We start from the raw sequence: 12514 nt of genomic DNA, 5'->3' as shown, positions 1-12514 counted from the left end.
ACGGATTGTAAAATTAGTGTACTTTTAATTGAATTAAGGATTTGTAGACCATAGGGCTGCACTTTTAAGCATAGCTCTTCTTGGTAGTTTTAATCCTGCAACTATTAATTCTGCAAAATCTTCAGGTTGTAAAACACTATCTTGAGAATCTTTGGTGGCAATACCTAGTTCAATTGACATATCAGATGCTATAGTACTTGGGGTTAGTGTACAAACTCTAATATTATTTTTACGAACTTCTTTCATTAAGGATTCTGACATTCCAATAACGGCAAATTTTGAAGCGGAATAAGCTGATGTACTTGCATTTCCATTTAATCCAGCTGTAGACGAAACATTAATAATATCACCTTCATTTTTTGCTATTAAATGAGGTAAAATTTCTTTAGTCACATAATACATTCCCATCACATTAGTTTGAATAATTTGGCTCCATTGGCTAACTTCCATTTCATTAAAAGTGCCGAATGCTGCAATTCCTGCATTATTTACTAAAATATCAACTGAACCTAAGGTTTTTATGATAGTTTTAATACTTTGCTTGACTTCTTCATAGTTGCTTACATCAAATACGGAATAAATTGCTTTAATGCCAAAAGCTTCTAATTCAGAAACGGTTTCTTTTAAAATAGCTTCATTTCTTCCAGTTATAGCAACGTCTATACCTTCTTTAGCAAACGCAATAGCTGTAGCTTTTCCGAGTCCTCTTCCACCACCGGTAATTATTGCTTTTTTATTTTTTAAATCTTTCATATGAGTTTATAGAATAAGTATTTATAATAATTGATTGTAACCGTTTTATCCAATAGTAGCAATATGTTAAAAGACATGATTTTCGCGTTATTTTTTTAACGCAACGTTTTTATTTTATCTATAATACTAAAGCGAATTGAACGACCACGAAGATATAAAATGAAGTTGAAAATGAATTATATAAATTCTAAAATTTAGCTTACGACCTTGATGTTAATTCATACAAATTACCCAATCAAAACTATTATTTTATTGAAATGAGTAATGTACCTTTCTCATTAAGTTTTATGATAGTTCATATCACTTCATAATTCTTAAATAATACACTGATTGTTGTTATTGTCAATGTATTTATGAAACTATCGTAATTTTATTAAGAATTGAAAATAATAAAATTACGATAGTTTTTCAGACTAAATATTAAATTTTAAGCCCAACATTGCTGTTCTTCCAATATTATAAATGCCTTCACTTTTTAAACGTGATAAATGCGAAATATACTCTGTATCTAAGGCGTTGTTAAGTGTAAAGCTGAGGTTAAACTTAGTGTTGTTAATTTTTATATCTCCACCAAGACCTAAATGTAATAATTGGTAGCCATCAGATTTTGTTTCAAACAGTCCCACGTTGTTTTGGTTTAATACACTTTCCAATTTTATGGATGCATAACCATTAGAGATCCAATTTTTAATATTAAACTCACCGCGTAAGGTATTATTAAACTGATTTGCTGGTATTAGTGGTAAGTAATCTCCATTGTCTTGTTTTCCAATAACCATTTCAAAACTACTTTCTAAATGCAACCAATCCAAAGGGTGAGGGTGTAAGTGGAAACCAAATTCACTACCATACAACTTCGAGTCATCTTGTATGTAGGTATAGGCGTCAATATCTTCAATAGTTGTTCCTGTAGGAGTTAAAAATATATAATTCTTAATCACATTTAAGAAACCATTGGCAAAAAATTCAATGTGTTCGTTTTTATATTCAAAAGCTAAATCTATTTGATAATTTTGTTCGTTATTTAAATCAGAATTTCCTATTTCATATCTATTAGTACCATGATGTACACCATTTGAAGTCAACTCTGCTAAATTAGGAGCACGAAAACCTGTAGCTAAATTTAATCGCGTCTCTACCTTATCAAATAATGTAGTTTTATAACCTAAAGAAGCAGTGAAACTGTTGTATGAATTATCAATGGCATCAAATATATGTTCATCTCCCTCATTTTCTACAATATGTTTTTCTGTATTAATATTTCTTGTGTCAAAGCGAATACCTCCTTGTAAAAAATGGGTATCCCATTTTGTATTTACCATAGCAAATACACCCAAGTCATTCATGTTAGCATCAGGTATTAATAGCTCTTCTCCAAAATTAGTATTGCTTTGTGTTAAACCTTGTACACCTAAAATACTCTCGAACTGACCAATTGTGGGTAAATGATATTGCACATCATAAGTAAACGTTTTAAGCTTCATTTGTAATGAAGGTTCTAAATGTTCTTCATGCTCTTCTTCATGCTCTTCTTCATGCTCTTCTTCCTCGTGTTCTTCTTCATGTTCATGCTCATCTTCAAATTCTCTTCGATTATTTGCGGTATACCCCAAATGAATATCCAAATTAGAATCATTAAAATAGACATGATTGTGTGAGCTTACAATATAATTATCAATTTTTTGATATGGATTTTGTGGAATAATATTAGCGTTTTGTACACCAATTTCTTCAGCGATACCGATGTTTGATGAGGTTAAATTAAAACGATTGTCAGAACTGAAATTTTTCAACTCGAAGCCTAATGCAGATTTAACGTCAAACTCATTAAATCGAGAATTGGTAACATGCGTTCCGTCTGGTATTTTATAATCGTGATGAGAGTTATAGCCCATAGACGCTATAAATTTTATATTTTCAGAAGAAGATTTAAAATTAAATGAAGTATTACTTCCCATAGTATTGGTAAAATATTTTTGACTAATGGTGGCAGTAGTAATATTCGCATTAGCATACTTTTCAGGATTAAAATACAAGACTCCCCCTAAAGCATCAGATCCGTATAAAAGGGAAGCTGGACCTTTAATAATTTCTACACTTTCAACACCGTTATCATTTAATCCAAGCCCGTGTTCATCTCCAAACTGTTGGTTTTCTAAACGCACCCCTTGCGAATAAACCAATACTCTATTACCGCTTAAACCTCTAATTACAGGTTTTCCAATACCCATCCCTGTTGATATTTGAGAAACACCAGCAACGTTAGAAATACCCTCAATTAGACTTACTGCTCCCGAGCGTTGTAGTTGTTGAACCGTTTTGTGTTCTACCTTCATTACATTTTCGCTTTGCAATTTGTTAAATGGAGTAGATAATATAATTTCGTCCATATTAAAGACAGATTCTTCTAAGGTTACATCTAATACTGTACTTTCTTCAGTAATTTCAACGGTTACGGATTTTGAATTATATCCGACATAACCGATAACAATTGTTAAAGTACCTTTTGGTAAATTTTTTAAGATATAATTACCGTCCATATCTGTTATTGTGCCTTTATGCAAATCTGGAGCATAAACATCGGCTTCAATAAGAGGCTGGTTGTTGGTGTCAATAATTTTTCCTGAAAGCGTGTGTTGAGCATGTAATACAAGGCCACACCATACCATAAGTATAGATAAATAAATTTTCATTTTTGTAAATTTTATTATTGTTAATGCGTTGATAAAAAACTAATTAAGCAATAATAGAAGGGGGTGCTCTTGAAGATTTTGTACTCTCAAATGAATAAAAGTAAGTTTGACTGTACGAATCAAAAAGTTGAAAATAAGAGTGCGGTTTATAGAAAGTAAAACTGCTATTAAAATCAAATGAATTGTAGGTGATTTTTAAATGGTAAAAATGACAATCAATTTGCTTTTTATGGAAGTGTTTTTCTAATTTAGCATTACAAAAATAATGTTCATGACCTTCTATAGCATGCAGTGTTTGAAATGCAAAGGGCAAAAGAACAACTATGGCTACAAGTGTAGACAGAATTTTATGTGAATACTTTTTTCTCAAGCTACAAAGATACTAAAATCTTAAATAGATTTTTACTTCTTTATTTTTTTCCAAAGAAACTTACCAGAATTTATAATCAATAATGCTATAAAGCCAATCAGTAACCCAAAAATAAACTCCTTTAGAATTGATGGTACAGATGATAATAAGTCTTCTGAGAGATGGTGAAAAAAGTCTATATAATGAACAAAGATACCGCCAGCTACTAATAATAATGCAATAGTACCTATAACACCTAAAGCTCTAATAATCATAGGTAAAGCATTTATTAAAAATTTACCAAAATAAAATGATATATTTTTTTTGTCTTTACTTAGTTTTACAAATCGCATACCTAAGTCATCCATTCTAACAATTAAAGCTACAATACCATAAACACCTATTGTTGCAATAATCGCTACCACCGAAACTACCATTATTTGTGTGAGCAAAGGTTTGTCAAGGACTGTACCTAATGCAATAATTACAATTTCAATAGATAAAATAAAGTCAGTTATAATGGCTGATCTTATTTTCGTTTTTTCAACTGCTAATACTTCTTCTTTTGTTAGTTCTTTTTCTTCAATAATAGCTACTTCATGATGGTGTGGTACAAAATATTCATATATTTTTTCGACACCTTCATAGGCTAAATAAACACCACCTAAAATTAATATAAGTGTCACGGCCCAAGGTAAAAATGCACTCAATAAAAATGCAATAGGTAAGATAATTAGTTTGTTCAAAAAAGAACCTTTTGTAATGGCCCACAATACAGGAATTTCTCTTGAAGACATAAAGCCTGATGCTTTTTCTGCATTAACGGCTAAATCATCACCTAATATGCCAGCTGTTTTTTTTGTCGCAATTTTGCCCATAACAGCAACATCATCCATCAAAGCGGCAATATCATCTAATAAGGCAAAAAATCCTGTAGCCATAATTTTATAGTTTGTTTTATTGAAGAATTGTTATTATTAATCACCTTGTTTTTCTGACTTTTCACTATTCAACTTAATCGCAGTTCCTTTTTGTTTAAAATTAGAACCTTTGTAATGAGCAGTAAATGAATAGGAATTGTCTTTAATTCCTGTTATTTTTACAATAAAAGGGGTGCTGTCTAATTGTGTTTTTGGCTTTAGTTTTGTCAACTCATACTCAAAGTTTGAATTCCATTTAATAGCAAAAGTATCCTTTACATTGTCATAGGTTTCAATTTGAATATTGTCATTTCTAAAAGCGACAGATGTAGCATCTGACTCATCTAAATGGGTTTTAAATGTGCCAATTTTAAATTGATCTACATCTCCTTGTTCAGCACAAGAATAAATGAGAATAAAAGTTAATATGACAATTAAATATCGCATTATATTCCAGTGTAATTAGACGGAGTAATTGCTTTTAGTTCTGTTTTTATGCTATTATTCACTTCTAAGCTATCAATAAAGTCAGCCATTGATTTTTGGTTAATCACAGCATTAGTTCTCGTCAATCCTTTTAAGGCTTCATATGGATTTGGATAACTTTCTCTACGTAAAATGGTTTGAATTGCCTCTGCAACAACAGCCCAATTGTTTTCTAAATCTTCTTCAAATTTTTCTTTATTTAACAATAACTTGTTAAGTCCTTTTAAGGTAGAAGAAAAACCAATTAATGTATGAGCAAAAGGAACGCCCACATTTCTTAGTACTGTTGAGTCGGTTAAATCACGTTGCAATCTAGAAATTGGAAGTTTTGCAGACAAGTGCTCAAAAATAGCATTAGCCATTCCTAAATTACCTTCCGAATTTTCAAAATCTATTGGATTTACCTTATGTGGCATTGCAGAAGAGCCCACTTCGCCAGCTTTTATTTTTTGTTTAAAATAATTCATGGAAATATAAGTCCATATATCTCTATCTAAATCTATTACTATTGTGTTTATTCGCTTTAAAGCATCAAAAATACCAGCGATATGATCGTAATGTTCAATTTGAGTGGTAGGAAAAGAATGATGTAATCCTAAGATGTTTTCTACGAAATTAGTACCAAATTTTTTCCAGTCTATATTAGGATAAGCAACTTTATGAGCGTTAAAATTACCTGTGGCTCCACCAAATTTAGCGGCATACGGTATGTTTTGCAATTGCTTTACTTGTTGTTCAATACGTTCTACAAAAACCATAAACTCTTTACCTAGTCTAGTTGGTGATGCTGGTTGGCCATGTGTACGTGCTAACATGGGGATTTCTGCCCAGTCATTAGATAAGATTCTTAATTTTTCAATTAATGTTGCTAAATCCGGATAGTAAACGGTATCAAAAGCATCATGAATAGAAAGTGGAATTGCAGTATTGTTTATGTCTTGTGATGTAAGTCCGAAATGGATAAACTCTTTGAACTTCTGTAAATTTAAAATGTCAAATTTTTCTTTTATAAAATATTCAACAGCCTTTACATCATGGTTGGTGACTTTTTCAATGTCCTTGATACTTTGGGCATCTTTTGTTGAAAAATCTATATAAATAGCACGTAGTGCTGTATTTGTGTTTTTATCGTAATCACTTAATTGAGGAAGTGGTATTTCTGTTAATGCGATAAAATATTCAATTTCTACTTTAACACGGTATTTTATTAATGCTTCTTCCGAAAAAAAAGGAGCTAAATTTGATATTTTATTTCTGTATCTGCCATCAATTGGTGAAACGGCACTTAATTCGTTAAGGATCATTTAGTCTAAATTAGACTGTAAAAATAAATGAAAACTAATGAACAGAAAAGTAATTAAGAGCTTTTCTAAGCAACGGTTGTTTTTTCAATTAAATCCAATACTTTTTTAGCTTTTGACGCATAATTGGCACTTTCATTCGCAATGTTTTTATTAATTATCAATTTCATTTCATAATGAATCCATCCAATTTTTTTACCAATGTAGAATAATGTGTCCATTGCATTGGTTTTGGTATTGGATTTATAATCTTTTAACATCCAATCAAAACACGTTTCAATTATTTCAGATAATTGTTCATGTGTTAATATCAGTTTAATTGGCGAATCGAATTTAGAGGTATATTCTTGGGCTATTAAACTGCATATTTTTGATACAGATTTGATTGCATTCTCATCAGTTAACTTAGAGATGTTCTTAGTGAAATAGGATAAGTTATAGGCTATCCAATCAAGACGTTGCTCAACAACGATCTCTAATGTGGCTATAGCTTTTAATGAAATATCATTATCATAATCAAATGATATTTCTACCAATGATTCAAATAAAGACTGGTCTGTAAGAATAATTTTTGATAGTTTCTTAAGACTTTCTCTATTTGTATTTGGTATTATGTTTAGTTCTTTTATTAAAGAATATTTGTTCATATTTTTAACTGCGTTCATATACTACATTAAGAATTAAAAACTGTTTTAATCTCCACATTTTGGATGTATTTTAACAGAAAAAAAAGGAAAATATTATAAATATTAACTTTTTTTTTGTATACCAGTTATTAATATTCTTCATTATCTCTATAATTTATCATTGAATGTTGCGTTAAATTGTTATAAAAATTAAAGTTGGAACATTATTTGTTTAACGAAATAGAAAAGATCAATGTTTATGAAAAAAATTAAACTACCCTATATATTTTTGATAGTCGCCATTTTAGGCTCTCAGTTGTCATTTTCACAAGATGATAGTAATCAATTAGATGAAAATGGTAACAGACATGGAGTTTGGAAAAAATATTACAGTAATAGTAGAATTCGTTATAGAGGTACTTTTGAACATGGCAAAGAAGTAGGTACATTTAAGTATTACTCAGCAGCTCAGTCGGATTATCCGAATGTAATAAAGAAATTCGAGTCAAATGATGGTATTGCTGATGTTAGCTTTTACAGTGATGAAGGATTATTGCTAAGTAGTGGTAAAATGGATGGTAAAAAAAGAGTAGGGAAGTGGCAATATTTTCATGAAGATGGTAAAACAATTATGTCAGAAGAAAATTATGTAGATGGTAAGTTAGAAGGAGACTATAAAACGTTTTATAATACAGGTAAACCTACAGAAGTTGGCTATTTTAAAAACGGTAAATTGGATAGTGTCTATAGAAAGTATTCTATAAAGGGACATTTATATCAACACTTTAATTATAAGAATGGTTTGTTAAATGGAAAAGCGGTTTATTATAATAGAAAAACAGGTGAACTTACAACAAAAGGAGAATTCAAGGATGATAAGAAAGTAGGAACTTGGGAGAATTATGTAGATGGAGAGTTAATTAGTACTGAGCAACCCAACAAAAAGAAAGAGCGTCCAATAAAACAAGAAAAAAATTAATTTATAATATAGAAAAAGGCCTTAATACAATTGTATTAAGGCCTTTTAACTAACTAACTAACTAACCAACCAAACTATATTTTAATTTAAAGGTGGTAATATCACTTTATCTATTACGTGTATTACTCCGTTTGCAGCTTGAACATCTACAGCTACTATATTACTTACTCTATCATTAGCATCTGTTAATGTGGCACCTCCCGTAACGTTTGCGGTGATGTCTCCACCTAACGTTGAAACTGTCATATTATCAGTTAATGCAGAAGATAAAACATTCGCACCTGCTACAACATGGTGTTGTAAGGCGGCTGTCAATGTTTGCCCATCTATATCATCCAAACCATCAGCATTTAACTCAGTTAATAAACTACCAAAAGCATCGTTTGTTGGAGCGAAAACTGTAAATGGAGCAGGGTCTGTGCCATTTGCTGTAGACAAAGTGGCTACAAAATCAGGTTGATCTGCTCTTGTTAAGGCAGCTACCAAAGTTGAAAAATTAGCATCTGCAGTAGCAAAAGTTACAATTGTTGGTAATCCAATAACTTCATCTACTAAGTGAACAACTCCATTTTCTAACACATTGTCAGCAGCAGTAACTTTCGCTCCGCCGTTTAAAGTAACTCCACCTTCAGTATTTACATACATATTTAAATTTCCTGAACCAGGAGATAATGTAGATAATGTTTCAATATATCCAGTTGATAAACCTGTTGATTTAACAGCTCCGCTAACAACATGATTTAAAAGGATCTGTGATAAGACATCAGTTGGTACGGCGTCAATATTTGCAAAACCGTTAGCAGAAAGAAAGGCTGTAAATGCAGCATCGTTTGGTGCAAAAACTGTAAAAGGTCCAGGACCGTCAAGTACAGTTGCCAATCCTCCATCTGCTTTAGTTAATGCTTCAAGTAGAAGTCCGTAATTGGCTTCATTTGCTTGTACAAAATCAGTGATGGTTTTAATTTCTGGTTGTTTAGGATCATCATCGTCATCACAGGATACAAATGAGAATACTAGGAATAAGGCTAAAAATGCTGGTAATAATTTTGATAGTTTTTTCATCGTTTTTATGTTTAAAGTTTTGACAAATATATAAATAAATTTCAATAATGTTTAATCATTTCGTAAAAAAGTTAAACAAAACAGTAGATTTAACATTTCTTTAGCAATATTGAATTTGTATTTCTACAGTGCATCTTAATGAATGAGGTGTTTTTTATATCCTTAGCTATGCTTATCTTTGCATTTAAATTATATTAAAAATGAAAAGAGTCGTAGTAGGACTTTCAGGAGGTGTAGATTCTAGCGTTGCCGCTTATTTATTGAAAGAACAGGGATATGAAGTTATTGGCTTATTTATGAAAAATTGGCATGATGATTCGGTTACAATATCTAATGAATGTCCATGGTTAGAAGATAGTAATGACGCCATGCTAGTTGCTGAAAAATTGGGAATTCCTTTTCAGGTTGTAGATTTGAGTGAAGAATATAAGGAACGTATAGTTGATTATATGTTTCGTGAATATGAAATAGGAAGGACACCAAACCCTGATGTACTGTGTAATAGAGAAATTAAATTTGATGTCTTTCTAAAAATAGCTTTAGAGTTAGGTGCTGACTATGTAGCAACAGGTCATTATTGTAGAAAAGGTATTATTGAGAATAATGGTAAAGAAACTTATCAATTACTAGCAGGTAAAGATGTTAATAAAGATCAGTCTTATTTTTTATGTCAATTATCGCAAGAACAATTGGCAACTACTTTATTTCCTATCGGAGAGTTGACAAAGCCTGAAGTGAGGAAAATTGCCAATGAATTAGATTTAATTACTGCAGAAAAGAAAGATTCACAAGGCTTATGTTTTATAGGTAAAGTACGATTACCAGAATTTTTACAGCAAAAATTACAGCCTAAAGAAGGTACTATCGTTCAAATACCTAATGATGCTCCAGTTTTCAATAGATCTCAAACTAAATTTGAATCTAAAGAAGAAGAATTGGTCTATAAAGCAACAAAATATGAATATCATTTAAATGATGGAAAAGTAGTTGGTAAACATCAAGGTGCTCATTATTTTACTAAAGGTCAACGAAAAGGATTAGCTGTTGGTGGAACGGTAGAACCGCTCTTTGTTATAGAAACAGATGTTAAAGACAATATTATTTATACTGGTGAAGGGAAAAATCATAAAGGACTCTATAGAAATGTTCTTTTTGTAAATAATAATGAAATTCATTGGGTTCGTGAAGACTTAGTGTTAAAAAATGGTGAACAGTTACAAGTTAAGGCTAGAATTAGATATAGGCAAGCGTTGGAAAATGCTACCATATACAAGATGAATGGCGGACTATATGTGGAATTCGAAAATCAACAATCAGCCATCACTGAAGGTCAATTTGTGTCGTGGTATCAAGATGATGAGTTGTTAGGATCAGGAGTAATTTCTTAAATTAAATCAATGTTAGAACATAATAAAATCACAAATTTATTTGATATTAAATATCCATTAATTCAAGCAGGAATGGTATGGGCTAGTGGGTGGCGATTGGCATCAGCGGTTAGTAATGCAGGTGGACTGGGTTTGATTGGAGCTGGATCTATGTATCCTGATGTGTTAAAGGAACATATTCAAAAATGTAAAAAAGCTACAGATATGCCCTTTGGTGTAAATGTGCCCATGTTATATCCAAACGTAAAAGAACTTCTTCAAATTATTATTGATGAAGAAGTTAAAATTGTTTTTACATCTGCAGGTAATCCGAAGACATATACTTCTTTTCTAAAGGAAAATGGTATTACCGTAGTACATGTTGTCAGTTCTTTGAAATTTGCTTTAAAGGCTCAAGAAGCTGGAGTTGATGCAATTGTAGCTGAAGGTTTTGAAGCAGGAGGACATAATGGTCGTGATGAGACTACTACATTTACATTAATCCCCATGGTAAAAGAAAAAATAAACATTCCACTTATTGCTGCTGGAGGTATAGCAACTGGAAGAGGAATGCTAGCCGCAATGGTGTTGGGGGCAGATGCTGTTCAAATTGGGAGTAGGTTTGTAGCTAGTGAAGAAGCATCTTCGCATATTAATTTTAAACAAAAAGTAGTAGAGGCCAAGGAAGGAGATACACAGTTGACTTTAAAAGAACTGGCTCCCGTTCGTTTGTTAAAGAATAAGTTTTTTAATGATGTTCAAGATTTGTATAAAAAGAACCCTACAATTGATGATCTAAAAGATTTACTCGGTAGGGCTAGGGCCAAAAAAGGTATGTTTGAAGGTGATTTAGAAGAGGGGGAATTAGAAATAGGTCAAATAGCAGGATTAATCCATACGATAAAACCAGCTTCTGAAATTGTTAATGAAATTATGTCAGACTTTGAAAGTGCAAGAAAAGAAATGGCATCCTATTAAAGGTAACACTTCTATAACAGCGAGCAATATCAAATCTTTTAAATTGATTACTTAGGTATATCTATGTAATAAACTTTACGTGATTTATTATTCAATTTATTTTCACGCAACCAAGGATTTAAAATTTTCAATTCCCTATATGTCGTGTTATGCTCTTTAGCAAATTGAGCTAAATTCGCAATAGCGGTATCTACTTTGATCGTTGTGTGTTCAGGATATGTATATAAATCAGACTCATCAAATTGAAAACCATATTTTTTAGGATTGCTTAAGATATACTTCGCTGCTAAAATTCTAGGTAAATAACGTTCTGTATTAGGGCCTGATAGTAAATCATAATAACTATCAACCATTTGTTCTCTTAAGTATTTATTAATATTTCCTTTACCGGAATGATATGTAGCCGCAGCTAAAGCCCAAGTGCCAAATGTTTTTTTAGCGTCGATTAAGTAATCACAAGCTGCACGAGTCGTTTTTTCTAAATGATAACGTTCGTCAACATTACTGTTTACTTCCAAGCCGTTATCTCTTGCCGCACCGCTTAATTGTTGCCAAAATCCTTTTGCACCAGCCGGTGAGGTTACGTTCATTAAATTACTTTCAATAACCGCTATATATTTAAAATCGTCAGGTAAACCTTTTTCTTTTAAAATAGGTTCTATGATTGGAAAGTATTTATTTGCACGTTTAATCCACAATAGACCATTAGATTGCCAATAGGTATTCACTAAAAACTCTCTATCTACATCTTCTTTAATGTAATCTTTCTCCAAAGGAACTCTTTCACCAGCAAACTCTAAATTATCTGGTATTTTTATAGCTTTGATATTATAAGAATCACTTGTTATTTTATCGTTTTCGACAGTAACTTCAGTAGTATCTGTATGATCATATTCAGTTACACTGTCTTGCTGTGCGGCATTAATTAAAACACCACTTAAAATAATAACACTTAATATAACTAGTATGCGAAGAGGCTTATTCATAATATTGGGGATTG

General features: G+C 31.4%; 11 protein-coding genes. 3 read left to right on the top strand and 8 right to left on the bottom strand.

The window, feature by feature from the left end:
- Positions 1–33: 33 nt before the first annotated feature.
- The 6 genes from JBL43_RS13630 to JBL43_RS13605 form a co-directional block, all read right to left on the bottom strand.
- Positions 34–753 carry a 3-ketoacyl-ACP reductase gene (locus JBL43_RS13630; RefSeq protein WP_198841966.1) on the bottom strand — a complete coding sequence of 240 codons (720 nt, stop codon included), beginning with the start codon at positions 751–753 and terminating at the stop codon, positions 34–36.
- Positions 754–1166: 413 nt separating this feature from the next.
- Complete coding sequence (locus tag JBL43_RS13625; RefSeq protein ID WP_198841965.1) at positions 1167–3446, bottom strand: TonB-dependent receptor; 2280 nt, start codon at positions 3444–3446, stop codon at positions 1167–1169.
- A gap of 402 nt (positions 3447–3848) precedes the next feature.
- Positions 3849–4736, bottom strand: coding sequence for a DUF808 domain-containing protein (locus tag JBL43_RS13620; RefSeq protein WP_198841964.1), 888 nt, complete (start codon positions 4734–4736; stop codon positions 3849–3851).
- A gap of 36 nt (positions 4737–4772) precedes the next feature.
- Positions 4773–5162 (bottom strand): hypothetical protein, encoded by a 390-nt coding sequence (locus JBL43_RS13615; RefSeq protein ID WP_198841963.1) that lies wholly within the window; start codon positions 5160–5162, stop codon positions 4773–4775.
- Positions 5162–6505: an adenylosuccinate lyase gene (gene purB, locus JBL43_RS13610; protein ID WP_198841962.1), complete on the bottom strand. Its 1344-nt coding sequence runs from the start codon at positions 6503–6505 to the stop codon at positions 5162–5164. The genes JBL43_RS13615 and purB overlap by 1 nt, the downstream gene beginning before the upstream one ends.
- A gap of 65 nt (positions 6506–6570) precedes the next feature.
- Positions 6571–7149 carry a hypothetical protein gene (locus tag JBL43_RS13605; protein ID WP_198841961.1) on the bottom strand — a complete coding sequence of 193 codons (579 nt, stop codon included), beginning with the start codon at positions 7147–7149 and terminating at the stop codon, positions 6571–6573.
- A gap of 238 nt (positions 7150–7387) precedes the next feature.
- On the opposite strand from JBL43_RS13605, the gene JBL43_RS13600 reads away from it, so the two are divergent.
- The gene (locus tag JBL43_RS13600; RefSeq protein WP_233098781.1) at positions 7388–8107 is read left to right on the top strand and encodes a toxin-antitoxin system YwqK family antitoxin; all 720 of its coding nucleotides are present in this window, start codon (positions 7388–7390) and stop codon (positions 8105–8107) included.
- 81 nt (positions 8108–8188) lie between these two features.
- Here the strand turns inward: JBL43_RS13600 and JBL43_RS13595 are convergent, their stop codons facing one another.
- Complete coding sequence (locus JBL43_RS13595; RefSeq protein ID WP_198841960.1) at positions 8189–9169, bottom strand: fasciclin domain-containing protein; 981 nt, start codon at positions 9167–9169, stop codon at positions 8189–8191.
- Between the two features lie 200 nt (positions 9170–9369).
- Here JBL43_RS13595 and mnmA point away from each other — a divergent pair, with 200 nt between their 5' ends.
- Positions 9370–10557, top strand: a complete 1188-nt coding sequence (mnmA, locus tag JBL43_RS13590; protein WP_198841959.1) for a tRNA 2-thiouridine(34) synthase MnmA — start codon at positions 9370–9372, stop codon at positions 10555–10557.
- Positions 10558–10566: 9 nt separating this feature from the next.
- A complete protein-coding gene (locus tag JBL43_RS13585; RefSeq protein ID WP_198841958.1) occupies positions 10567–11514 on the top strand; it encodes an NAD(P)H-dependent flavin oxidoreductase in 948 nt (315 codons plus the stop codon).
- A gap of 47 nt (positions 11515–11561) precedes the next feature.
- Here the strand turns inward: JBL43_RS13585 and JBL43_RS13580 are convergent, their stop codons facing one another.
- Entirely contained in the window at positions 11562–12500 is a 939-nt protein-coding gene (locus JBL43_RS13580) for a lytic transglycosylase domain-containing protein (protein ID WP_198841957.1), read from the bottom strand.
- Between the last annotated feature and the right edge of the window lie 14 nt (positions 12501–12514).

This window comes from Aureibaculum flavum (genome assembly GCF_016406085.1).
Taxonomy (GTDB): domain Bacteria; phylum Bacteroidota; class Bacteroidia; order Flavobacteriales; family Flavobacteriaceae; genus Aureibaculum; species Aureibaculum flavum.
This window is presented reverse-complemented; position numbering and strand designations above follow the sequence as displayed.

What these genes read in the sequence shown, in the direction of transcription:
- JBL43_RS13585 (WP_198841958.1), top strand. Translation starts at nt 10,567, where the DNA reads ATGTTAGAACATAATAAAATCACAAATTTATTTGATATTAAATATCCA.
- JBL43_RS13625 (WP_198841965.1), bottom strand. Translation starts at nt 3,446, where the DNA reads ATGAAAATTTATTTATCTATACTTATGGTATGGTGTGGCCTTGTATTA.
- JBL43_RS13580 (WP_198841957.1), bottom strand. Translation starts at nt 12,500, where the DNA reads ATGAATAAGCCTCTTCGCATACTAGTTATATTAAGTGTTATTATTTTA.
- JBL43_RS13595 (WP_198841960.1), bottom strand. Translation starts at nt 9,169, where the DNA reads ATGAAAAAACTATCAAAATTATTACCAGCATTTTTAGCCTTATTCCTA.
- mnmA (WP_198841959.1), top strand. Translation starts at nt 9,370, where the DNA reads ATGAAAAGAGTCGTAGTAGGACTTTCAGGAGGTGTAGATTCTAGCGTT.
- purB (WP_198841962.1), bottom strand. Translation starts at nt 6,505, where the DNA reads ATGATCCTTAACGAATTAAGTGCCGTTTCACCAATTGATGGCAGATAC.
- JBL43_RS13630 (WP_198841966.1), bottom strand. Translation starts at nt 753, where the DNA reads ATGAAAGATTTAAAAAATAAAAAAGCAATAATTACCGGTGGTGGAAGA.
- JBL43_RS13600 (WP_233098781.1), top strand. Translation starts at nt 7,388, where the DNA reads ATGAAAAAAATTAAACTACCCTATATATTTTTGATAGTCGCCATTTTA.
- JBL43_RS13615 (WP_198841963.1), bottom strand. Translation starts at nt 5,162, where the DNA reads ATGCGATATTTAATTGTCATATTAACTTTTATTCTCATTTATTCTTGT.
- JBL43_RS13620 (WP_198841964.1), bottom strand. Translation starts at nt 4,736, where the DNA reads ATGGCTACAGGATTTTTTGCCTTATTAGATGATATTGCCGCTTTGATG.
- JBL43_RS13605 (WP_198841961.1), bottom strand. Translation starts at nt 7,149, where the DNA reads ATGAACAAATATTCTTTAATAAAAGAACTAAACATAATACCAAATACA.